Annotated in this window: 31 protein-coding genes; 30 read left to right on the forward strand and 1 reads right to left on the reverse strand. The window is 28.5% G+C overall.

Annotation, left to right across the window (positions count from 1 at the left end; translation table 11 throughout):
* The 20 genes from DR024_RS16310 (at position 1) to DR024_RS17825 (ending at position 11208) form a co-directional block, all read left to right on the forward strand.
* Complete coding sequence (locus tag DR024_RS16310; RefSeq protein WP_055254715.1) at positions 1 to 378, forward strand: hypothetical protein; 378 nt, start codon at positions 1 to 3, stop codon at positions 376 to 378.
* A gap of 13 nt (positions 379 to 391) precedes the next feature.
* Positions 392 to 886, forward strand: a complete 495-nt coding sequence (locus tag DR024_RS16315; protein ID WP_055254717.1) for a siphovirus Gp157 family protein — start codon at positions 392 to 394, stop codon at positions 884 to 886.
* A 1-nt stretch (position 887) separates the two neighbouring features.
* Positions 888 to 1142, forward strand: coding sequence for a hypothetical protein (locus tag DR024_RS16320; RefSeq protein WP_055254719.1), 255 nt, complete (start codon positions 888 to 890; stop codon positions 1140 to 1142).
* Between the two features lie 98 nt (positions 1143 to 1240).
* Entirely contained in the window at positions 1241 to 1537 is a 297-nt protein-coding gene (locus tag DR024_RS16325; protein ID WP_111917940.1) for a VRR-NUC domain-containing protein, read from the forward strand.
* A 124-nt stretch (positions 1538 to 1661) separates the two neighbouring features.
* Entirely contained in the window at positions 1662 to 1991 is a 330-nt protein-coding gene (locus tag DR024_RS16330; RefSeq protein ID WP_055254723.1) for a hypothetical protein, read from the forward strand.
* A complete protein-coding gene (locus DR024_RS16335) occupies positions 1984 to 2790 on the forward strand; it encodes a hypothetical protein (RefSeq protein WP_111919248.1) in 807 nt (268 codons plus the stop codon). Before DR024_RS16330 ends, DR024_RS16335 begins: the two co-directional genes overlap by 8 nt.
* Before the next feature lie 2 nt (positions 2791 to 2792).
* On the forward strand, positions 2793 to 2957 hold the full coding sequence (locus DR024_RS17820) for a hypothetical protein (RefSeq protein ID WP_172458964.1): 165 nt from the start codon (positions 2793 to 2795) through the stop codon (positions 2955 to 2957).
* Between the two features lie 13 nt (positions 2958 to 2970).
* Positions 2971 to 4677, forward strand: coding sequence for an AAA family ATPase (locus tag DR024_RS16340; protein WP_111919250.1), 1707 nt, complete (start codon positions 2971 to 2973; stop codon positions 4675 to 4677).
* A gap of 61 nt (positions 4678 to 4738) precedes the next feature.
* Entirely contained in the window at positions 4739 to 5191 is a 453-nt protein-coding gene (locus DR024_RS16345) for a DUF669 domain-containing protein (RefSeq protein ID WP_111919252.1), read from the forward strand.
* Between the two features lie 57 nt (positions 5192 to 5248).
* A complete protein-coding gene (locus tag DR024_RS16350; protein ID WP_111919254.1) occupies positions 5249 to 5536 on the forward strand; it encodes a hypothetical protein in 288 nt (95 codons plus the stop codon).
* On the forward strand, positions 5505 to 6101 hold the full coding sequence (locus DR024_RS16355) for a DUF5651 domain-containing protein (RefSeq protein ID WP_146742891.1): 597 nt from the start codon (positions 5505 to 5507) through the stop codon (positions 6099 to 6101). Before DR024_RS16350 ends, DR024_RS16355 begins: the two co-directional genes overlap by 32 nt.
* 5 nt (positions 6102 to 6106) lie before the next feature.
* A complete protein-coding gene (locus DR024_RS16360; protein WP_111919258.1) occupies positions 6107 to 6853 on the forward strand; it encodes an SANT/Myb-like DNA-binding domain-containing protein in 747 nt (248 codons plus the stop codon).
* Complete coding sequence (locus DR024_RS16365; RefSeq protein WP_111919260.1) at positions 6853 to 8556, forward strand: hypothetical protein; 1704 nt, start codon at positions 6853 to 6855, stop codon at positions 8554 to 8556. The genes DR024_RS16360 and DR024_RS16365 overlap by 1 nt, the downstream gene beginning before the upstream one ends.
* Before the next feature lie 6 nt (positions 8557 to 8562).
* The gene (locus tag DR024_RS16370; protein WP_055254738.1) at positions 8563 to 8817 is read left to right on the forward strand and encodes a hypothetical protein; all 255 of its coding nucleotides are present in this window, start codon (positions 8563 to 8565) and stop codon (positions 8815 to 8817) included.
* Complete coding sequence (locus DR024_RS16375; protein ID WP_111919262.1) at positions 8814 to 9185, forward strand: hypothetical protein; 372 nt, start codon at positions 8814 to 8816, stop codon at positions 9183 to 9185. The genes DR024_RS16370 and DR024_RS16375 overlap by 4 nt, the downstream gene beginning before the upstream one ends.
* Positions 9186 to 9189: 4 nt before the next feature.
* Complete coding sequence (locus tag DR024_RS16380; protein WP_055254742.1) at positions 9190 to 9399, forward strand: hypothetical protein; 210 nt, start codon at positions 9190 to 9192, stop codon at positions 9397 to 9399.
* A gap of 28 nt (positions 9400 to 9427) precedes the next feature.
* Positions 9428 to 9700 carry a hypothetical protein gene (locus DR024_RS16385; RefSeq protein WP_111919264.1) on the forward strand — a complete coding sequence of 91 codons (273 nt, stop codon included), beginning with the start codon at positions 9428 to 9430 and terminating at the stop codon, positions 9698 to 9700.
* A gap of 457 nt (positions 9701 to 10157) precedes the next feature.
* Entirely contained in the window at positions 10158 to 10388 is a 231-nt protein-coding gene (locus DR024_RS16395; protein ID WP_055253757.1) for a hypothetical protein, read from the forward strand.
* A gap of 279 nt (positions 10389 to 10667) precedes the next feature.
* A complete protein-coding gene (locus DR024_RS16400; RefSeq protein ID WP_055253759.1) occupies positions 10668 to 10928 on the forward strand; it encodes a hypothetical protein in 261 nt (86 codons plus the stop codon).
* 103 nt (positions 10929 to 11031) lie between these two features.
* Entirely contained in the window at positions 11032 to 11208 is a 177-nt protein-coding gene (locus DR024_RS17825; RefSeq protein ID WP_156333926.1) for a hypothetical protein, read from the forward strand.
* Between the two features lie 22 nt (positions 11209 to 11230).
* On the opposite strand, the gene DR024_RS16405 is transcribed toward DR024_RS17825, so the two are convergent.
* Complete coding sequence (locus DR024_RS16405) at positions 11231 to 11599, reverse strand: DUF2513 domain-containing protein (RefSeq protein ID WP_111919266.1); 369 nt, start codon at positions 11597 to 11599, stop codon at positions 11231 to 11233.
* A 79-nt stretch (positions 11600 to 11678) separates the two neighbouring features.
* Between DR024_RS16405 and DR024_RS16410 the strand changes: the two genes are divergently transcribed.
* The 10 genes from DR024_RS16410 (at position 11679) to DR024_RS16455 (ending at position 21896) form a co-directional block, all read left to right on the forward strand.
* Positions 11679 to 13580 carry a phage/plasmid primase, P4 family gene (locus DR024_RS16410; protein ID WP_111919268.1) on the forward strand — a complete coding sequence of 634 codons (1902 nt, stop codon included), beginning with the start codon at positions 11679 to 11681 and terminating at the stop codon, positions 13578 to 13580.
* 2 nt (positions 13581 to 13582) lie between these two features.
* Positions 13583 to 13858, forward strand: a complete 276-nt coding sequence (locus DR024_RS16415) for a hypothetical protein (protein WP_111919270.1) — start codon at positions 13583 to 13585, stop codon at positions 13856 to 13858.
* A 341-nt stretch (positions 13859 to 14199) separates the two neighbouring features.
* On the forward strand, positions 14200 to 14637 hold the full coding sequence (locus DR024_RS16420) for an RNA polymerase subunit sigma (protein WP_111919272.1): 438 nt from the start codon (positions 14200 to 14202) through the stop codon (positions 14635 to 14637).
* Between the two features lie 144 nt (positions 14638 to 14781).
* The gene (locus DR024_RS16425; RefSeq protein ID WP_111919274.1) at positions 14782 to 15198 is read left to right on the forward strand and encodes a helix-turn-helix domain-containing protein; all 417 of its coding nucleotides are present in this window, start codon (positions 14782 to 14784) and stop codon (positions 15196 to 15198) included.
* A 235-nt stretch (positions 15199 to 15433) separates the two neighbouring features.
* The gene (locus DR024_RS16430) at positions 15434 to 16051 is read left to right on the forward strand and encodes a recombinase family protein (protein ID WP_111919276.1); all 618 of its coding nucleotides are present in this window, start codon (positions 15434 to 15436) and stop codon (positions 16049 to 16051) included.
* 94 nt (positions 16052 to 16145) lie between these two features.
* A complete protein-coding gene (locus tag DR024_RS16435; RefSeq protein ID WP_111919278.1) occupies positions 16146 to 16346 on the forward strand; it encodes a hypothetical protein in 201 nt (66 codons plus the stop codon).
* A gap of 51 nt (positions 16347 to 16397) precedes the next feature.
* Positions 16398 to 17168, forward strand: coding sequence for a hypothetical protein (locus DR024_RS16440; RefSeq protein ID WP_111919280.1), 771 nt, complete (start codon positions 16398 to 16400; stop codon positions 17166 to 17168).
* 286 nt (positions 17169 to 17454) lie between these two features.
* Positions 17455 to 18489, forward strand: a complete 1035-nt coding sequence (locus tag DR024_RS16445; RefSeq protein WP_111919282.1) for a hypothetical protein — start codon at positions 17455 to 17457, stop codon at positions 18487 to 18489.
* Positions 18479 to 20083, forward strand: a complete 1605-nt coding sequence (locus DR024_RS16450; RefSeq protein ID WP_111919284.1) for a hypothetical protein — start codon at positions 18479 to 18481, stop codon at positions 20081 to 20083. Before DR024_RS16445 ends, DR024_RS16450 begins: the two co-directional genes overlap by 11 nt.
* A gap of 19 nt (positions 20084 to 20102) precedes the next feature.
* Entirely contained in the window at positions 20103 to 21896 is a 1794-nt protein-coding gene (locus DR024_RS16455) for a hypothetical protein (protein WP_111919286.1), read from the forward strand.
* The last annotated feature ends 3 nt before the right edge of the window (positions 21897 to 21899 follow it).

Consider the following 21899-nt stretch of genomic DNA (forward strand, 5'->3'; position numbering starts at 1 on the left):
ATGCCCAAAGTTATAACTTATAAAAAGTTAAAAAATGAAACAGAAACTGTAATGAGTTATGGGGATGTAGTTACCATCATAGAAGAAAATCTAGGCTCAGAAGTGGTTGAGGCACTTTTTGAATTATCTGAAGATGAGAAGAACACACCTGATAGCAGAATGATTACTTACATTGAAGATGGAATATTTGTAGAACAAATAGAAGAGAGTGGAGTAATACCTAAGTTAGTCGAAATGGTTATTTCAGATTTAGATAGTCAAGGCTTCTTAAAGAAAAGTAAGGATATTAGTAAATTCAATTATGAAGATATCTATTATAAGGAAATTATAGATGAGAAATTGTCACCAGGAATGATGAAGTATTTTGAGGATAACTAAGGAGGAAAAGATTATGAATTTAAAAACAGTAGAAGAGTACAGCAAGGAAATGACTAGAAAGGAATTTGACAAATTTACAGAGGAACAAGAACTATGTCCTAATCATTTCGGATTAGTTGATACATTTATTGATGATGCTTGCAGCATAGCTAAATGTAAAGAATGTTACGACAAAGCTTTGGTGGGGATTGAATTCAAAGCAGAAGTGCCAGGCCTACCTATTGAAGTCATGCCAGCATTACAAAAGCTTCAGGATTTAGAGATACAAGCTAAATCAATTAAAGAACAACAAGAGAGGTTAAAAGAAGATCTTCTTAATGCTATGGAAACTCATGGAGTAAAGAAATGGGATAACGAGGTTATGACAGTAACTTATACAGCTTCAACAACTAGGACAAGTATTGATAGTTCAAAGCTTAAAAAAGAGCTTCCAGATGTATTTAGTAAGTATAGTAAGACTTCTAATGTTAAGAGCTCTATAAGGATTAAATTGAAGGGGGATAAGTAATATGTCTGATATTAAAGGGATAGTTAATAAACCTCAATTCGATAAAGAAGTGTTTAAGGTAGGGGAAGCGATAAAAGTTAACAAGAAATGTTATCCATATATTAAAGCCAATGCAATAATAACATACTCCAGCCCATTAGAAATAACTGCTACTTATTATAGTGAAATTGATGATGAATGTGTTGAATTTAACATTGGAATCAATGATGTTGTCGATGGAAGCTATGAGATTAAGTTTTTAAAGGAGGAAAAATAAATGGAAACAGGATACACATTTGAAATAAATAATGATATGACAGTTGAGTTCACTAGCTTATTAGAAGATGGATATGTACCAGTTGAGGATGAAGAGTAATGGCAGCTGAGAAGACCTTTGAAAATCAGATAAAGAAGTTTTTAGATAAGCTACCTAATACATGGTACTTCAAAGTATGGAGTGGCCCATATAGTAAATCAGGTATTCCAGACATAATAGGAGTTGTTAATGGTCACTTTGTAGCTTTAGAAGTTAAAGCAGAAAATGGACGTGCTAGTGAACTTCAAAAACGCAATATTAGGCTTATAGACCAGTGTGGAGGTTACTCAAGGATAGTTTATCCTAATGACTTTGAAAAGTTAAAGACGGAGCTATTAGAGATATGCAAAAGCTAACTAAATCAGAATTTATGAGTAAAGTAATAAATGATTATTATAAAAAAAGACTTAGAGCAAAAGACGTTGACTCACATCTTATTGAAAATGCTTTAAAAATACAAAAAACAAGGAGGAAACACAAATGACAAAAGAAAAATGGCAAGAAAAAGCTGATGACCTTATTGACATAATACTTGACCTAAAAGAGAAAGGAAAGAGAAATAAAGAAGATTTAGACTCAGCAAAAATGGAATTAATAGAATTACTAGAGGATTATGGAGTATCTGAATATGTAGGAGCAAATGGAAAGGCTAACTTTGTTGACTTTGAAAGAGAAGGGCTTGTTAAAGATAGTGTAGTTGAAACTGTAGACGGAGTTAATAAAGGAAAGATAAAACAAATTAACATGAAGGATCTTACAAAAGATATTAAAGTTCACTTTATAAATGTAAGGGGGTATATGGGTGATTAAAGTTATTAAAATCAATGATACTCTAAATGCTTCATTCGATTATGATGCAGATACAGTGTCAAAGATAAAAACAATATCAGGAAGAAAATATAATCCAGGTAATAAATCTTGGGATTTACCACTTCAAGCTATTCATAAGTTAAAAGAATTATTCCAAGATGATTTAGATATATCTGAAGATGTGGATCAGGAGTATGTAGCACCAAAGTATGATTTTAAGAGAGAGTTAAACTTTATTAAATATAAACCACTAAGAGTATTTGCTGAATGGGGCTTAAAGCAATTACCTGATTACTTCTATGAAGTAGCAGCTTCAAGTACTGGTAAATATCACCCAGCTTATGCCCTAGGTGAAGGTGGATTAGTCAGACATACAATAGCAGCTGTAAGAATAGCTGAAGAGTTATTCAAAAATGAAACAGTACAAAACTTCACTGATAATGAAAAAGACATTATAAGAGTCTCATTATTGTTACACGATGGAGTAAAGCATGGGGTAGATGGAGCTTCTCACACAGTAGCAACTCATCCTTTGGAAGTAATTAAATATCTAGAAGATAAATATTGGGAAGTTCCAGAAGATGAATTACCAGATGAAGTAATTGAGATTATGGAAGATGGTCCTTGGGATAAAATAGCTCAATGTATAGCTACTCACATGGGACAATGGAATACCGATTATAAATCCAAAGAAGAAATATTGGACAAACCAACATCAGTAATTCAAAGTTTTGTTCACTTATGTGATTACTTAGCATCAAGAAAGATGTTAGAAGTTAATTTTGATGTGGAGGGATAAATATGGATGAATTAATTAAAGCTTTAAACTTAATAAAAGAAACATGTAAGGCTCAAGAAAAATGTGAGAAATGTCCTTTATCTAGAAGTGAGGAATGTTTAATAGTTAACAGTGATCCTTCTGGATGGGATATTCAAATAGAACCAATTCAAAAAGTATTAATTTAAAGGATGTGATTAAATGCAATACTCACATTCAAGAGTTGAAACACATTTAAGCTGTCCTTACAAATATAAGTTGCGCTATGTAGACAAGCTTAAAACAATACAAGCGCCAAATGCAGATGATCCTCTAATCGTAGGTAATACAATTCACCTTGGAGCAGAAAAAGACCTACAAACGGCTATTAAATGGTATTACGATAACTATCCAATAATTAGTGATAGGCACATAGAAGAAGTAATGAAGTTTGAGTATTTAATACCGAAAATTCATGAGCTATTAGCTAATATATATGTCTATAAAAAAGAATTTAAAATCAATCATTATAGATTTATAGGTATCGTGGATCTAATAACTAAAAATGAAGATGGAACAGTAGATGTATTTGATTATAAGTACAGTAACAATTATGAGAAGTATTCAGAGTCGCCACAATTACATCTTTATAAGTATTTCTTAGAAGAAGCTGGTTTTAAAGTTAGGAAATTAGGATTTATATTTATTCCCAAAATATCCATTAAACAAAAGAAAGAAGAGTCTTTATATCAATTTAGAAAGAGACTCCAGGAAGAGTTAAAAAACTCAAAAATAAAAATCATGGAAGTTAAATATGATGCATCTAAAGTAATTAAGTATATGAATAACATAATCAATATTACTGAAGATGTTGAATATAAGAAAAATCCATCGGGATATTGTTCCTGGTGTGAATATGAAGAATTATGTATTAAAGGAGAGGATTACATGATATTACCAAGTAACAAAAGAAGAGAAAAGAAAATTGACAAGAATCCTGATTTATGGATTTATGCTCAAAGTTATGTAGGAAAGTCTACATTCATTGACCAATATGAAGATTTATTATTCCTAAATACTGATGGTAACACAGATAATACTACAGCACCAGTTATACCAATAGCTAATAAAGTTTGGTATGAAGGAAGAATTCAGAAAAAACAATTTGCGTGGGAGATATTCTTAGATGTTATTACAGAACTTGAAAAGAAAGAAAATGACTTTAAAAGAGTATGTATTGACTTAGTTGAGGATTTATATGAGCACTGTAGGTTATATGTATATGACAAGTATGGTTGGGAGCATGAGTCAGATGGAGGTTATGGTAAAGGCTATGATTTAGTTAAGACTGAGTTTCTAAGTAACATGAAGCGACTTAAAGCTTTAGGATATCAAATAATTTATATATCTAAAGAAGTAGCAACAGAAGTAACTCAAAAGAATGGTAATAAGTATACAACTTATAAACCTAATATAGGTGATAAAGTAGCCAATGTATTAGCTGGAACAGTAGATTTAACTATAAGAGCTTACATGAAGGGTGAAGATAGATTTATTCAGTTAGCTAAAGATGAAAATGTCTTTGGTGGAGGTAGATTTAATTTTAAAACTAAGACTTGTAAGTTAGATATGAATGAGTTTACTGAAGCATTAATTGGGGCTCAAGAATTAGTTGGATATGTTTCTGATAAGGTAGATGAACCAAGAGAATCAAGAAGATCTAGAAAGACAGAAGAACCTAAGGAAGAATTACCTGAAACAAAAGATGAAGAAGTGAAAGAAGACAAGTCTAGAAGAAGTAGAAGAACAAAAGCAGAAGAAGTAGGAACTAAGGAAGAAACCAAAGTAGAAGATGCTGTTTCTGAAAATAAAGAGCCTGTACAAGAGGAAGAAAAACCTCGTAGAAGAAGATCAAGAAAAGCTGAATAGTTAATTAAGGTTCTGAGGGAACCATAATCCCTCAAATAAATTAAACAAAGGAGAAAAAAATATGTCAAAAAATATTTGGGAAGAATTTGATGAAAAAATTGATACTGAAGGGTTAGCTAAGGATGCTAAGGATGCTGCTGAAAATGGTGGGGATTATAAGGAAGTACCACTTGGAACTTACGAAGTTGAAGTTAATAAAATGGAGTTAAAGAAATCTAGTAAAGGTGATCCAATGTTAAGCATATGGTTCAAAATCATTGCAGGAGAATATAAAGGAAACTTAATATTCTATAATCAAGTCATGAGTCAAGGTTTTGGTATTCATAATGCAAATGAAATGCTTAGAAGTTTAGATTCGGGTGTGGAAGTAGAGTTCATAAATTTCAGTAAATATCATGATATATTACTGGACATAGTTGAAGCTGTAACAGGTACATTGGAATACGCAATAGAGTATGGAAAAAATAACAAGGGATATAACACATATAAAATAGTAGACGTATTTGAGAAATAGCAGCTGAGGGAGTTTGATGCTCCCTCTTTTAATATCAAAAGTAGGAGAATTTAAAAAATGGGAAGAGCAGAATCAAGAAAAAAAGCTAAATATATTAAGAAAAGGTTAACTACAGATCAATTCAATAAGTTGGAAAGAGATATAAATAAACAATATATACAAGATGAAGTAACTAGACAAACTGGAGTGTTTAAAAAGTTATTTTCAGAATGTCTTACAGAGGCATTTAAGAAGAACAATATCAGTTTAATTAAGGCTAATATGATATTAGATGATGTTTCAATTATAATGCAGAGAAAGGTGAGTGAAAAACGTGGGGAGATTGAAAAGAGAGTATCTAAATAGTGAGGAGAAGAACTTCTATATGATATCTAAAGCTTTCATTCAAACTATTGAAGGGCAAAGAAACTTAGATAATAAAATAACATCTGATATATGGGTGGAATGGTCTAAAAGAGGGATGATTACACCAGGAATGCAAAAGAATCTTAAACTTGTACACACTTATCTTAAGAAGTTTTGTTATGAGATAGAGGAGAATTTAAATTCTCATGAATTAAGTAAATTAAACAAGCAGCTAATGAAATTTGATTATAAGTTAATAGATGATTATACAGTTAAAAAATTATTGAGAGACGTGAATGATCATATAAAGTACGCAGTAATAGAACGTGAAAAGTTAGAAGATGTGTTAGTTGATATAGCAGAAGTTAGGTGCGTAGGTTGTAAGTCTGATTATAGAGGATGTGCAATATATAAGCTACTAGATGATATAAGTACTCCTTATTTAGGAGAAGAACCTAATTGTCCTTACGCTGCTGATTTATCTGAATTTACTCCGGAGCAGAAGAAAAAAGTTGAAGAAACTAAAGTTAGATTAAAAAAGAAAAATAGATATTATAAGGAGTAAAATTCATGGGAAATAGAATTTGGACTAAAGAAGAATTGAATTATTTAGAAGATAAATGGGGAAATTTATCAGTTTCATATATAGCAAAAAAGTTAAATAGAACAGAAAGAGCTGTAATGGTTAAAGCTCAAAAAATGAAATTAGGAGGATTTGTGCAGGCAGGTGAGTTTTTAACTTTATGCCAATTAATAAAAGCACTAGGGTTATTTAACAGCTATTCATGGACCAAAAAGAAATTCTTAAATAATGGGTTACCAAGAGTAACTAAAAGAGTACTTAATAAGGAGGTGATTAAGGTTGATTTAGAAACTTTCTGGAAATGGGCTGAATGTCATAAACAATTATTAAACTTTTCAAGATTTGAAAAAGGAAATTTAGGAAAAGAGCCTAGTTGGGTAGAAGAAAAAAGAAAAGCTGACAAAAGCAACCCATCTAAAGTATTTCACAATAGACCATGGACTAAAGAAGATGATACCTTATTAATTTCTTTAATAAAAACATATAAATATACTTATAAAGATTTAGCTAGTAGATTTAATAGAACTGAAGCAGCTATAAAAAGGAGGTTAAAGGATTTAAATGTACCATATAGACCAATTCCACTTGATAATCATATTAAATGGACCGATGAGGAAGATAATTTAATGATTAATCTTTATAACCAAGGGTATGATGCATATTCAATAGCTAAAAAACTTAATAAAACTCATTTGAGTATTCCAGACAGGCTTAGATCAAAGGGGTGTTGTTAATGCTTTTTTATGACTTTGAAGTATTCTCACAGGATTGGTTAGTGGTAATTAAAGATACAGATACTAGGTCAACTAATAAAATACTTAATGATCCTGATGCTTTAAGAGAAATATATGAGAAGAACAAAAATAATATTTGGGTTGGTTATAATAGTAGGTCCTATGACCAATATATTCTTAAAGGTATATTACTTGGTATGGATCCAAAGAAAATAAATGACCATATAATAGTTAAAAATTTAGGTGGATGGCAATATAGTAGAGCTTTTAATCAGATACAATTTTACAATTTTGATATTATGACAGATAAATTCAAAGGGCTTAAGCAGCTTGAAGGATTTATGGGAAATGATATAAGAGAAACAACTGTAAATTTTAATATAGATAGAAAGCTGACTCCAAAAGAAATAGAAGAAACATTTTTCTACTGTAATCATGATGTAGAACAAACAATGAAAGTTTTCATTAATAGAAAAGAAGAATTTGATAGCCAAATGAATTTAATTAAGACATTCAAGTTACCTTTAAAATATATAAATAAAACTAAGGCTCAATTGTCTGCAATTATTTTAGAAGCTGATAAAAGAGAGCATGATGATGAATTTGAAATAACTATAGTAGATACATTAAAAGTTGAAAAATATAAGTCTATCGTTAATTGGTATAGAAATCCTGTTAATTTAGATTACAAAAAGAAACTTGAAATTGAGGTGGCTGATGTAATTCATTTATTTGGATGGGGTGGATTACATGGAGCAAGGGTTAAGTACCAGGATGAAGGAATATTTATAAATTCAGATGTTACAAGTTTTTATCCAAGTTTAATGATTGAATATGGATTTTTATCTAGAAATGTACGACACGCTGAGAAATTTAAAGAAATATATGATATTAGAGTTGAATTAAAAAAAGAAGGTAAGAAAAAAGAACAGGCCCCATATAAAATTGTACTTAATAGTACATATGGAGCTAGTAAAGATAAGTACAACAATTTATTTGATCCACTTCAAGCTAATAATGTATGTATCAACGGTCAACTTTTACTATTGGACTTAATTGAACATGTAACAGATAAAATACCAGGTGCAAAATTAATACAATCCAATACAGATGGTGTTATGTTTAAGCTACCCAATGAGGAAACTATAGATATTTATAAAGATGTATGTAAGGAATGGGAAACTAGAACAAGAATGGGATTGGAGCATGATTTAATAAAGAAAGTAATTCAGAAAGATGTTAATAACTACATCATAGTTATGGATAATGGAAAAATAAAATCTAAAGGCGCCTATGTTAAATCATTAAATTCCTTAGATTATGATTTACCAATAGTTAATAAGGCACTAATGGAATATTTTATTAGTGGAATACCAGTAGAAGAAACTATAAATAATTGTAATGACTTAATAGAATTTCAGAAAGTAGTTAAAGTATCTAGTAAATATAAATTTAGCTTATATGGTGACCAGGTACTTAATGAAAATATATTAAGGGTATTTGCTTCAAGATCTCGAAGAGATCCTGGAGTATATAAGCTTAAAAAATATAAAGATACAAAGGATAAAATAGGGGGAACTCCTGAAAGGTGCTTTATAGAAAATGGAGATATAAAAGGAATTAAAGTTCCCCGTAAACTAGATAAACAATGGTATATAGATACAGCTAAGAAGAGAATTAAAGATTTTGTAGGAGAGGTGTAACCAAAGATGAAAATAAGTGATAAATACGAAGTTAAAGCGGATGAATTAAATGTTATAGTTAGGGAGAAATTTATTCCTCAAAAAGGTAAAAAAGCAGGAATACCACAGTGGAGGCCTATAAGCTTTCATGCTACAGTTGAACAAGCTTTAAATAGTATAGTTGATAAAGAGATTAATGGTACTGGAATAGAAGATTTTAAAACTGTAGTAAATAAAGTTAAAGAGCTTAGAGCGTTTATTAAGGAGGTGGTAGTGAAATGATGGTTGTATTAATTATTGGTGTATATTTGTTAGCTATAGCTTTATACATAAATTTCTTTAAATCAATTAATAAAGTATACAAAAATTCAATTACATTGAATCCAATAGACTTTAAGAAATCTAAAATTGGACAACCTACACTGTTTCATGAACTTAATAAATGTAAGGAGGAAGATGATGAATTTCAAAGAGCTGTATTGAAGAATGATTTAGATAATGCAATAGAAGAGTTTCATGATTCAATACAAACTAAATTGAATTGTTTAGATATGCGTAATATTCCAATTAAAGTTATTTGCATGGATCAGTATAAGCATTACAAGAAATTAGAGCAACGAGGTTTTATATTTAAGGAATTGGAGGAATAGAATTATGCATTATATAGAAATTTTATTAGGATTATCGGTATTTACATTTTTATTTGGTTTAATTCCACTAATACTCATAAATAATGAGAGTAAGCTTAATGACTTAATAGTCGGTATAGAAGTAATATCTATAATTTTAATAGTTATATGTTTAATTTTATATATTTGTAATGCGTTAATGACTTGTATAACCATATGGTTCGGTAATTGGTAAGTCGTAATTACAAGAAAGGCTGAAGAAGGTGATTAAAATAGATGAGCAATTAAGTTTCTTAGAGCAAAGTGTAAAAGAGAATGTAATTAATCAGATGCATAAAGCAATTAATAAAGGAATTATTCCAGGTGCAGTTGTAATATTTGATGGTGAAGAAACTGATAAACATATTGTTACAAGCTTAATTTTAGGACATGATAATAAAATTGAGGCTAGGCTAATGGATGAAAGTGGAGGTTCTTATATGCATTGGCCAGCTAATTCAAAAAGATTGACAGTAGTTAAATTTTATAATGAGTAATTAAGACTATGTAGAAAGTGCGAACTAAGTGATCTTTGAAAATTGAATAGTACGGTATTTACAAAATATGTTATAATGAATTTGTAATAGTATGATTTACATATAGTTGAATAAGGGGGCTATAATAAAATGACTGTTAGTATTCAAGAGCTATTTAGATACTCACTTGCTATTGTTATCCTAGTTTCATTTATTGCAATGATTGTTTGTTTTTTGATTGGTTTAAAAAATAAAAACTATGCAAAGGCAAAAATATTTGCGATGATTTATGTATGTTCAAATCTATTGAGACTTCTATTAAGCTATTTTAATCTGTATTAATTCAAGGCTTTGTTTTAAAGTATTACGAAGATAAAATTAAATATTAAATTAATAACAGTACCGTATTATTCAAAATGAATATGCGGTATTTTTTATGTCGTAATACTAAGAAAGTATGAAGTAAGGAGATGAAGAGATGGATAAAAAGAAGTTTTTAAAAATATTTGAAATGTGTATTGCTGATGAAGATATTAGAAAGATAACTCTAAAGATTTCTGAACCAATAGGTCATAAAATTATAACCTTTAGAAGAAATAAATTTAATGAAATGTATGAGTATTATAAAAATAATTATGATAGTGAAATGAGATTAAAATCATGTACTCTTATTTATATTAATAAAATAGATTTTAGTATTAATGAGTGATTCAGGTGTTAATTAGAAAGCGTTAAAAAGTGATCTTTGAAAATTGAATAGTGCGGTATTTGTAGTATATGGTATAATTAACTAGTAAATGTAAGTTGTTGTTTTTAACAGGTATTGAGAATTAATATGTTACTATTATTGAGATATAAGTTATTATATTAAGATATTTATTTTGTTTTGTAAAATTTTTGTTCAAACAATAATGATTGCTATAGGTATATTATAAAAATAAATTTCATATAAAAATAAATAACACATTAAAGGAGGGAGAATATTAATATGTTTTTAGAAAATAGAGCAGACAAAATAGTTAGAGGGATATTTATTGGTGGTATAGTATATTTTATTGGGTTTATTCTAATATGCTTAGCAAGAACATCAGGTGCATCTTCAGAAATAGGACAATATATAGCTATAGGAATATTTTATTTAGGAACTATTTGTAAACCAGTAGGTATAATAGTTATTTTTAAATTTTTATGTGATTCATTATATAAGATATTAAAAGCAATTGATAACTATAATAACCAACAATCTTAAATTTTTATGAATACAAAATTAAATATAAGTTGCTAAAATACCGTATTATTCAAAAAGAATATGCGGTATTTTTTATTCGCAATTCTAAGAAAGGATAATTTAAATGAAGCAAATAGAAAAATTGATAAACGATTTAAATGAAGATAGCGTGGAACTCTTTCATAAAAATAGGACATCTAAACAGCAGGAAGAATTAATGAGAAGTATGCTAAGAAGAGCTAAGAAATTAAAAGTGTTATTAGAATGTGAAGTTAACCAACTTTATAGAGATAATAACTAAGAAAGGGAGACAAGCTCTCCCTTTAACTTAGACCTAATTTCTGTTGAATTATAGCTGTTGCTAGTGGAATCATTACTTGTAAAGAAACAGATCCAACTGTATTAGCTTTTTCTTTCACGGCTTTCCAAATATGATCTTCACGAATGTTATCTAAATATTGATGACCTTCCCATGTAAGAGCTCTAGTAATTATCGGTCTATTTCCACCAAAAGTTACTGGAACTAATCCAGCTTCATTTAGCTTAGATAGATGGTAGTAGATTTTATTTAAATCATATTTATCTTCAAAGAAGTTACACAAAGTATCTACATCCGTACGAGACTTTTCATAGTCAGTATGATCTTCAATATATAACATTATATCCCTAATACAATCATTATCTAAACGCATTTAAAATCACCTCACTTTTATAATCCTAATTATACTATAAAAGTGATAAAATAGTAATTAAAGAATAGGGAGGTAAATCATGAAAAAAACTAATGATAAAAAGGTATATGACTTAATATTTGAACATTATTATCCTTTAATTACTGGAACTAAAAAACCAAATGTTCAGTCTGTATCAGAAGAAAATTCAATTCCTTACGAAGAAATAAAAACCCAGAAGGACTATGGAGCTACACTTAAACCAAGCACCATTATGGTTGATATTGATGATATGGATAAAGCTCTTAAAGTAAAGAAAATAATTGAAAAATTAAATACTAACTGTATAATTATCCAAACATCGAGTGGTATGCATTTTCACTTTGCTAACACTAATATTAAGTCAAATAAGCAGCATTATTATACTCCATTAGGAATAAAAACAGAAACTAAGTATCCACATCAAAATGTAGTAACTCCGATAAGGTTAAATGGTAAAACTCGTAAAGTTATTTATTCAACTGATTCACTAGACAAGCTTCCTGTATGGTTAATTCCATTGAGTAAAAGATTTTCTACAGATTTCTCTAAACTCCAGGAAGGTGACGGAAGAAATGATACGTTATTTGCTTATATTTTAACTCTTCAGCAGCAATCACTTACTAAGAATGAGATAAGAGAAGTAATAAAAGTAATTAATCAATTTATACTTAAGGAACCAGTTAGTGATAAAGAATTAGAAGTTATATTAAGAGATAAGGCCTTTCTTAAGGAGTCTTTTTACATTAAAGGAAAGCTACAGTATGAAAAACTAGCTACTTATTTAATTAGAGAACATAATGTTGTAAAAATAAATGATAATCTTCATGTATATAAGCAAGGTTATTATACATCTGAAACAGATGAGATTGAAAGAATTATGCTTCAGTACATTGTCAATTCAACAAGGACTCCAAGATTGGAAGTAATGAGGTACCTGGAACTTAAATCTGAAGAAGTAAGAATGGAAACTCCAACATTGATATCTTTAAACAATGGAGTATTAAACTTGGAAACAAAACAGTTATTAGAATTTAGTTCTGATTATAAGATTAAAAATAAGGTGCCAATTAATTATAATCCAACTGCGTATTCAGAAATTATGGACAAGACATTAAATAAAATATCATGTGATGATAAACAACTTAGAATGCTTATAGAAGAAATGATTGGTTATATATTATTTAGAAGGAATGAGCTTGGAAAATGCTTTATTTTAACTGGTTCAGGTGCTAATGGTAAATCTACTTTACTGGATGTAATCAAAAGACTCATTGGTAAAGAGAATATTTCAAGTGTGGCTCTGAATGAATTGAATGATCGTTTCCGTACATTCCAATTAGAAGGTAAGTTGGCCAATATAGGTGATGATATTAGCAATGGTTATATTGAAGATAATAGTACCTTTAAAAAATTAGTTACTGGAGAAACAGTTAATGTAGAAAGAAAGGGTAAAGATCCTTTTGATTTTGAGAACTATTCAAAACTAATTTTCTCATGTAATGAAATTCCTAGAATCAATGATCTGAGCGATGGACTTAAACGTCGTATCATATTCATCCCTTTCAATGCTAAGTTTAGTAAATCAGATCCTGATTATGATCCATTTATAGTAGACAAGCTTTTATCATCAGAGTCATTAGAATATTTATTAAAAATAGCATTAGAAGGATTAGATAGAATTTTATATAATAGGGAATTTACAACACCTAAATCAGTTAATGATGCTTGGGAAGATTACGAAAAACGTAATAATCCAATACTAGGATTTTTAGAGGAAGGAAAAATTGAAAATGAATCAACTAAAGATGTATATCTTCAATATCAAACATATTGCAGTGAGAATGGGTTGAAACATTTATCACGTATAGCTTTTAGTAGAGAAATTTGTAAGCATGGGTATATTACAAAACAATCAAAAGTAAATGGTAAAAGAATTTCAATATTTATAAAGGGGGAATAAAAATGAAAATGTACATTGCAAGCACAACTCCAATAGAACTTAAGGTTAATTCATATGAAATTATTGATGAGACAGAAACTACTTATACAATAGATTTGGAAGAATTCACTCATATTATTAAAAAGGAATCAATGTATAACACATGCTGTGGATTAACAGAAGAAGATGCTATAGAAAGCTTAAAAGCAAAAATCCAAGAAGATATTAAAATGACAAAAGAAAAATTAAGATATCTAGAAAGTCAATTAGATATTGCTAATGGTGGCTTTGGAATTTAATTAAACTAAGATAGTACTAAGATGGACTAAGATACTTTTATAACATCTTAGTCCCATACAAACGCAGTAATAGCAACGGTTTAGAATATATAGGACTAAGATGACTAAGATAAATTTAACTTCTTTATTATAAAATTACTACTTCTCAAAAAAAGTTATTTATATATATAAAGAAATATATATATATCTTAGTACCTTTTTTGAATGAAAAAACACTTATAAAGTAAGTTAAATAAACACTTTGAAGGGGTACTAAGATGTATTTTTTATCTTAGTACTCATCTTAGTATCTTAGTACCCTTACTTAATTAAGTCTAATACCAACGATTAAGGAGGATTTTATGAGTACAAATGATAAATTTAAAAGAGTAGAAGCAATGCTTTATAACTATAAAAACACAGTTGCTGAAATAAAAATATTAAAAAGAGATTTAGAAATATTAGAAAATGATTATAGAGGAACTGGAGCTATAGGATATGAAGAGAAGACAGGTTCAACTAATAAATTTAATTCTGATGTAGAGAATGAAGTTATTAAGAGAGCAGAGAAGATCCAAAGAATTAAAAATAAGATTAGATTAAAAGAAATAGAAGTTGCTAATATAGGTGATGCTTATGAATCATTATTAGAAGATGAACAGCTATTAATTAGAGAAAGATACTTTAATAAAAAAGCAAATAAATATATTGCTAGTATATTTAGTGTCACTGAGCAAACATCATGTGATTATAAGAATAAGGTAATTAATAAATTAATACCATTATTAATAAGTGATTAAGACTACATTCAAGATTAATTCATATGTGATTAATGAGAGTTTAACATAGATGTATTATGACATTATATAATAGTAATATAGAAAAATATCAAAGACAGAGACATCTAAAAAAGGTGTCTCATTTTTATTTAAGGAGGTTTATATATGAGTAATGTTAGTGAAATGCAAAGTAATGTAATAGATTTAATGCTTGAAGGGCACAAGATGACTGAGATTGCTAAAGAAACAGGAATATATAGATCTCAGTTGTATAGATGGTTAAAGAATGAAGAATTTAAGGCTGAGCTAGAGTCACGAAGAGCACAGCTTAGAAAGTCTGCTAATGACAAAATTACTGGTAAGGTTGATTATTTAGCTGACGAAATGCTTAAATTAGCTAAAGAAAGTACTGACCAACGTGTTAAATATAACGCTATTAAGTATCTATTAGACAGATCTCTTGGTGTTCCTACTGCTGCTAAGGAAGATAATAGTGATCCTGGTGATAATAATAATAATAAAGATAGTAACCAATTAAAGAAGGAGCTTGAAGATATCAAGAATTTAACTGTTGTTAAGTAGTTCGTAATGGTAGAGTATTACAAACTAATATAACATTATTATATTTTGGTTCAAATAAGTGTTGAAAACACTTTATAAACGTTCGTTAAAATATATTTACTTTTGCGAACGATGGGTTTATAATGTATTTATAGATAAGAGCTGTAGGGGTACCTTCTAAAATGATAAGTGGAAATTCCCCGTTTGACCAGTTACACAATTTCTATAATATTTTTGAAAAACCGAGGTGTTTGTGATGAATAAAACTTTTGCTTATTTACGAGTTTCTACTAAAGACCAGAATCTTGATAGACAAAGAGAAAGTGTTCTTAAATATTGCGAAGATAATAATATTGAAATTCAAGAAAGAGATATAATAACTGATAAACAATCTGGTAAAGACTTTAATAGAGAAGGTTATCAAACATTAAAGAATAGTTTATTACGTTCTGGTGATACATTAATAATTAAAGAACTTGATAGACTTGGTAGAGATATGACTATGATTAAGGAAGAATGGCAGTCCCTTGAAAGAAAAGGAATAAGCATAGTTGTTATAGATACTCCGATACTTAATACTGTTGGGAAATCTGATTTAGAAAAAACTTTAATATCTAATATAGTATTTGAGTTACTTAGTTATATGGCTGAAAAAGAAAGACTTAAGATAAAACAAAGACAGGCTGAGGGAATCGCAGCAGCTAAATCCAAAGGTAAGAAATTTGGAAGGCCAAGAATATCTTATCCTGATAATTGGGAAGAGGTTTATACGAAATTGAAGGATGGAAAAATTACAGCTGTAAAAGCTATGGAATTAACCAGTATGAAAAAGACATCTTTCTATAAATTAATTAAGCAATATGAAAATAAGTAGTGTATTAGGCTTGTGAAGGTGTTAGAAAATAAGTTATTGGTTAAAAATAAAGAGGCTGTACAAGGCTAATACAGGTTTTAAGAGGGTGTTTGTTATGAAAATAGGTATGAGGAAACCTTCACTAAAGAAAAGTATAAAAGCAAGAACTACTGGTAAAGCAAAAAGAGCAGTGAAGAAAGCTGTGATACCTGGCTATGGAAAGAAAGGTACAGGATGGTTAAAGGATCCAAAGAAAGCTGCTTATAATAAAGTATATAAAAAGACAACTTTTAGTATATTTGATATATTTAAATAAAGGAAAATGCCAAATTCTGTAGAATTATTTCTATGGGAGGAGGTGAAAGTAGTGGTTAGTATGTTTAATAAAAAGGAAATTATGAGAGCAAGAAGAAATATTCAAGCTTGTATGGAAGATGTTGTTAACAATGTTGGAAGAACTATGTACCATGTTAACATAAAAAGATTTAGTAATCTTTTAGAATCTGATAAAGTTCTAAAGTTCTTAACAGATCCTTTCTTTAAATTAGATGTTAGTAACGTTGAAGAAGCCGATTGTGGATGGATTGAACTGAATATTCCAGATTCTATAGATTATCAAATAGCATATGTACTTAAAAAAATTAAATATTTTTCAAATTATGACGATAAGTTAATTGAACTTGATTTTTTATATAATGTATTTAAGCAGAAGTCTTTACATGAAAATGCAGAAATATGGAATAATGAAATTGTTACTCCATGTTTTAGGGAGATTTTATTCAGAATAGATGATTTGATTGAAGATCTTCCAGAAGAAGAGGAGGTAAATGCTAAATATATGAGCATAATAAATATTGGGAGTGTAAGTAATACTAATGGAAATTTAGCTATAGGTAATAATAATACACAAAACAATAATTCAGTAGATGTATTTGAAGATATTATTAAACTAATTAATGAAAATATTAATGATGATAATGAGAAAAAAGAGGCTTTAAGTATAGTAAATGAACTTAAAGATAATAATAATAATAAAGATACATTTAAACATATTGTTCCAAAGTTTATAGCAGCAACAGCAAAATATGGACCTGTTTTTTTGGGTATGTGGCAAACATTGCAAAATATGTGCAATTAATTGAAGAACTCTCATAATTGAGGGTTCTTTTTATTATATAATAGATATATTGCATGTGCTCATTGTGGATGTAAGAAATTTATCCAAGAATATGAGTCTAATTATCTTAGAGAAGTAATAAAGTCTAAAAAATATAAAAAATCCACATAGCGCACTTGTTTAAGCTTGATAAAGAATTAGGAATTCTTTAAAGTAGATTATTGTAAAAAAAAGTATATTAACCTATAATTATGTATATTAAGATATATTTAATTTAATAATTATATATAATATATAGGGGGATACTGTGGAATATAAAATACAATCATCGGAAAAGACAACAGCTAGTGGAGCTGAGTATGAAACTAAAGCATTATTGTATTTAATGAATTTTTCAAAAGATTGCAAAGAAGTATATTATTTTGTTGTAGATTTTTTTAATGATTTAACAGGTGTAGATAGGTTTTCAGATAAATTATGGGATGTCCAATCTAAAGGAAATAAAAATACTTCTCCCAAACAACTTGGAAAGGAATTAGTAACACTACTAAAAAATTATATTTCAGAAATAAATTTTGAATCATACATTATATTTTTAGGTGGAGTTTCAAACTCAGTTAGAATTGATAATAAAATAACCATTTTTGGTATTGACAATATTAAAGCTAAGGCGATTGAAAAAATTAAAGAGGGTTTAGTTGAAGAAAGTAGGAAAAAAGGATATATAGATGAAAGTAAGATAACTGATAAATCAATAGAAGATTTTTTAAGTAAAGTTAGTTTTGTGGTCGATGATAAAACCAAGTGTGAATATGTAAAGAGTATTATTGAAGTGAATCCTATTATTATTCCAGACGATATTGTTTTAGAACAAATATTTAATCAAATAAGAGACGCTCAATCAGCTAAGAAAAATAATGGGAATATTGAAGGTGTAACTATAAGAACTACAGATGAGTTTTTATATTATAATCGACATTTAAATGTAAATGAAATTAGAATGATGGTTTTAAGTAGATTAGTAAATAATAATATTATGCAAAAAGGAGTTCCACATTCTTTTATAGATATATATTCTAAATTTCCTCAAGAAATTAAAAAAGATAAGTTAGAAGATTGTCAATTGAGTATTGCAAAAATGCTATTTGATAAGAATAATGCAGATAATTTTTGGAAATTTTTTAGTAATATTTATGAAGTGTTATCAAAAAATCCTAATGAAACAATAGACATATTGTATAGGAATCTTGATAGGAGAATATTAAATAGAATGGACTTGTTAGATGTAGTATCAGTAAAGTATTTCATGGCAATTGTAAAGGATGGTATGTATGCAGATTAAGAAAGTAATTGTAGGCAATAAGGATGAAGCATTTATTGAGAATAGGTTTAATGATGGTATAAATATTATATTTAGTGATGACAATAACAAAGGTAAAACTATTGTAATACAGTCAATGCTATATGCAATGGGAAATGATCCAATATTTCCTTCATCATTTCCTTTTCAACAATACTATCATATAGTAGAATTCGAAATAGATGGAGAAGATATAAAGATATGTAGAAAAAAAGACACATTTGTGGTTGTAAAAGGTGGAAATTTATATATACAGGATTCTTTAACAGAGTTTAAGAGATTTTTTGATAAAAATATTTTTTCATTACCTATAATTATAAAAGATAAAAGGAAGAAAATTGTTGATCCTGTCTTATTTTTTCAAATATTTTTTGTTGGTCAAGATAAAAAAAATACATCAAATATTTTTAATAATGGATATTATAATAAACAGGATTTTATTAATATGATTTATAGTTATTATGGAATTCCTTTATTTTTAGAAAATGATATCAATAAAGATGAAATAAATAACAAGATTTTTGCTTTGAAAGAAGAAAAAAAATTATTAAAAAAAGAAAATAAAATATTAAAATCAAAAACTGATGTATCACGGTTAGTCAATATGTCAACAGATCGAGAACAATTAGAAAAACTGCTAACTAAAATGGAAGAACTAAAAAATACTATAGTTGAACTAACTAAAAGTAGAAATAAATCTATTGCTAGGAAAACAAAAAATGAAATAACCCTAAAAGAGTTAAATTCATTAAATCAAACTTTAAAAGTCGGAGAGTTACACTGTCTTGAGTGTAGTTCAACTAATATTGGGTATACATCAAAAGATAATAATTGTACATTTGATATATCAAGTGTGGAAATCAGAAGACAAATAATAAATTCAATTAAGGAAAAAATAGATTTATATGCTGAAGAAATAGAAGATATTACACTAGATATTAATAAAAAACAGTTAGAATTAAAAAAAATATTAGCAATAGATGATATAAGTCTAGAAATGATTTTATTTATGAAAAATGATATAAGTAGTGCTTCAAACGCAGATGAACGTATTGTATCAATTGATAAAGAAATTAATGAGTTGATGAAGTCTCTGGAAATAAATGAAAATGATGTAGAAGAAATTAAAAACCAGAAAAATATATTAAATAATGAATTAACTAATAAAATGTATGAAGTATACAAAAGCATAGATCCGAAAGGTAATTTGAAATTTGAAGGTCTTTTTTCACAGCGAGGTGTAGTGTATTCAGGAAGTGAGGGGAATGAGTATTATATCGCTAAAATGTGTGCATTTGCACAAGTACTAAAACATAATTATCCAATAATAATAGATTGTTATCGTGATGGTGAGTTATCTACAGAAAAAGAAAATAGATTATTAAAAATACTTAGAAATTTTAAGAATCAAGTTATCCTTACAGTAACATTGAAAAATGAGGAAAATGGGAAATATGATTCCTTAGAATATGTTAATCAAATAAGTTATAATAATCATGATGTGTGTAAATTATTAAAACATCAATATGTAAAAGATTTAGAAATAGAACTCAAAAATTTTGCGATAAATTTATAAAAAAGAGGAGTGATAAAGCTTGAATATACCATTTGAGTTCCCCAGTGATGAAGCAAGAAACAAATGGTTGCTTTATCACTATTTGAAAAAATCCTATACTGATATAGGTATTCCAGAAGCTAAGGCTGAGGAATTAACAGAAAATCGTATACTTGAAAACTCTAAGAATTTGTTTGGGTTCCATGGATTAGCATGGCAACTAGGACAGATTTCTCTAGAGTTTTTTTGTTTGTATTTTTTACAGGATATATATCTACCTAAGGAAGATAATACTGCAGCTCCACTAGCTGAAGTACATCACGAACTTTGGGAGGATATCCAAGATTCTATTATTGGTGATGGACCAGAACAATTAGGTAGAGTAGTTTCAAGAGGTACTGGAAAAAGTGCATTTGGTACTTTAGGACCTAGTATTTGGAGTATGGCCTATAAACATAAAACTTATGTTTTGATTTGTTCTGATATAGGATCTACTGCTGAAAAGTTCATTAAGGATATAAAAGATAATGTCATAGAAAATAAATACATTGAAGATGCATTTGGAAAGTTGCTTGATGATGCAAATAAGGACTATAAGTGTAATGCAACTCAATTAGAGTTTACTAATAGAACATTTGTTGAAGCAATTTCTTCTACTTCACCAATGAGAGGTAGAAAATATAGAAATACTAGACCTGATTTAATCATTCTCGATGATTATCAATCTGAAGAGGATGTTAGAACAGAAGAAGCCAGGTTGAAAAAGTGGAAAAGATACTCAGATGACGTTAAGTTTGCAAAGCAAAGACCAGTTAAAAGAAATGGTAAGATTGTTAAAAAAGGTACCGTTCTTATGGCTTGGGGAACCCAGCAACATAAAGAATGTTTCTATAGTAGGTTATTGAAATCGGCAACTTGGAAATTTAAGAAATATAAAGGTGTATTTATAGATGATTTTATCAATGAAAATGGGGAAAAAGTTAATGGATTGGATCATTATTTTTCAACTGGACTATGGAAAGAATTTAGAGATATACTTTTTAACTTTAAAAATGAAGATAGACTTGAAGATGCTAAAGAGTTTTATTATGAGCATGAAAAGGAAATGCAATTTAAAACTCTATGGAGTGAATTCTGGGATTGCTTAGAGCTTGCGTTAGATTACTATGAAAATGCAAATAGTTTTAAACAAGAGGTTCAAGGGGATGTTGATTCTATAGGTGAAAAATATTTTAAGAGATTAAGTACTGAACCGAGAGAAACTATAGAAACTCATGACTTTATTAAAACTATGCTTTGTGTGGATCCTGCTGCAAGTGGTGGTGCAAACAATGACTATTGTGCATTTTTAGTTGGTTCTGAATCTAGTAATGGTAATAAGTATGCTAGAAAAGCGAAGTTAGAAAAAATAAACGCTAGAAAAGAGTTTGATAAATATATTCAGAAAATGGTTGATTATCTGCTTGAGTATGAAGAGATTACCCATGTAAATATTGAAAAGAACACCTTTAATGGTGCTGATGCAAACCAGTTGGAAAAAGCAATTAAGGAACATCCAATTCTGAAGTTTAGAGATATAACTATAATTAATGAAATGCAAAGAAAAAATAAGGATGATAAGATTTCAACAATAGTACCATATGTAAATAATGGTACTTTTATTTTTGCTGAAGAAGATGAAGAATTTACAAATCAACTTATGGAATTTGCTGGACAAAAATTCACAGTACATGATGATGCCGCTGATGTATCTGCTGAATTTTGGTTGAAGATAGATACTATTGAAGGAAGTATACAAATTCAATTATTGGATAGAAGATTATTTGGTTTGTAGGAG

This window comes from Clostridium paraputrificum (assembly GCF_900447045.1).
Lineage (GTDB): Bacteria > Bacillota > Clostridia > Clostridiales > Clostridiaceae > Clostridium > Clostridium paraputrificum.

Coding starts and splice junctions, on each gene's coding strand:
- DR024_RS16310 (WP_055254715.1), top strand. CDS start 1: ATGCCCAAAGTTATAACTTATAAAAAGTTAAAAAATGAAACAGAAACT.
- DR024_RS16315 (WP_055254717.1), top strand. CDS start 392: ATGAATTTAAAAACAGTAGAAGAGTACAGCAAGGAAATGACTAGAAAG.
- DR024_RS16320 (WP_055254719.1), top strand. CDS start 888: ATGTCTGATATTAAAGGGATAGTTAATAAACCTCAATTCGATAAAGAA.
- DR024_RS16325 (WP_111917940.1), top strand. CDS start 1,241: ATGGCAGCTGAGAAGACCTTTGAAAATCAGATAAAGAAGTTTTTAGAT.
- DR024_RS16330 (WP_055254723.1), top strand. CDS start 1,662: ATGACAAAAGAAAAATGGCAAGAAAAAGCTGATGACCTTATTGACATA.
- DR024_RS17820 (WP_172458964.1), top strand. CDS start 2,793: ATGGATGAATTAATTAAAGCTTTAAACTTAATAAAAGAAACATGTAAG.
- DR024_RS16340 (WP_111919250.1), top strand. CDS start 2,971: ATGCAATACTCACATTCAAGAGTTGAAACACATTTAAGCTGTCCTTAC.
- DR024_RS16345 (WP_111919252.1), top strand. CDS start 4,739: ATGTCAAAAAATATTTGGGAAGAATTTGATGAAAAAATTGATACTGAA.
- DR024_RS16350 (WP_111919254.1), top strand. CDS start 5,249: ATGGGAAGAGCAGAATCAAGAAAAAAAGCTAAATATATTAAGAAAAGG.
- DR024_RS16360 (WP_111919258.1), top strand. CDS start 6,107: ATGGGAAATAGAATTTGGACTAAAGAAGAATTGAATTATTTAGAAGAT.
- DR024_RS16365 (WP_111919260.1), top strand. CDS start 6,853: ATGCTTTTTTATGACTTTGAAGTATTCTCACAGGATTGGTTAGTGGTA.
- DR024_RS16370 (WP_055254738.1), top strand. CDS start 8,563: ATGAAAATAAGTGATAAATACGAAGTTAAAGCGGATGAATTAAATGTT.
- DR024_RS16375 (WP_111919262.1), top strand. CDS start 8,814: ATGATGGTTGTATTAATTATTGGTGTATATTTGTTAGCTATAGCTTTA.
- DR024_RS16380 (WP_055254742.1), top strand. CDS start 9,190: ATGCATTATATAGAAATTTTATTAGGATTATCGGTATTTACATTTTTA.
- DR024_RS16395 (WP_055253757.1), top strand. CDS start 10,158: ATGGATAAAAAGAAGTTTTTAAAAATATTTGAAATGTGTATTGCTGAT.
- DR024_RS16400 (WP_055253759.1), top strand. CDS start 10,668: ATGTTTTTAGAAAATAGAGCAGACAAAATAGTTAGAGGGATATTTATT.
- DR024_RS17825 (WP_156333926.1), top strand. CDS start 11,032: ATGAAGCAAATAGAAAAATTGATAAACGATTTAAATGAAGATAGCGTG.
- DR024_RS16405 (WP_111919266.1), bottom strand. CDS start 11,599: ATGCGTTTAGATAATGATTGTATTAGGGATATAATGTTATATATTGAA.
- DR024_RS16410 (WP_111919268.1), top strand. CDS start 11,679: ATGAAAAAAACTAATGATAAAAAGGTATATGACTTAATATTTGAACAT.
- DR024_RS16415 (WP_111919270.1), top strand. CDS start 13,583: ATGAAAATGTACATTGCAAGCACAACTCCAATAGAACTTAAGGTTAAT.
- DR024_RS16420 (WP_111919272.1), top strand. CDS start 14,200: ATGAGTACAAATGATAAATTTAAAAGAGTAGAAGCAATGCTTTATAAC.
- DR024_RS16425 (WP_111919274.1), top strand. CDS start 14,782: ATGAGTAATGTTAGTGAAATGCAAAGTAATGTAATAGATTTAATGCTT.
- DR024_RS16430 (WP_111919276.1), top strand. CDS start 15,434: ATGAATAAAACTTTTGCTTATTTACGAGTTTCTACTAAAGACCAGAAT.
- DR024_RS16435 (WP_111919278.1), top strand. CDS start 16,146: ATGAAAATAGGTATGAGGAAACCTTCACTAAAGAAAAGTATAAAAGCA.
- DR024_RS16450 (WP_111919284.1), top strand. CDS start 18,479: ATGCAGATTAAGAAAGTAATTGTAGGCAATAAGGATGAAGCATTTATT.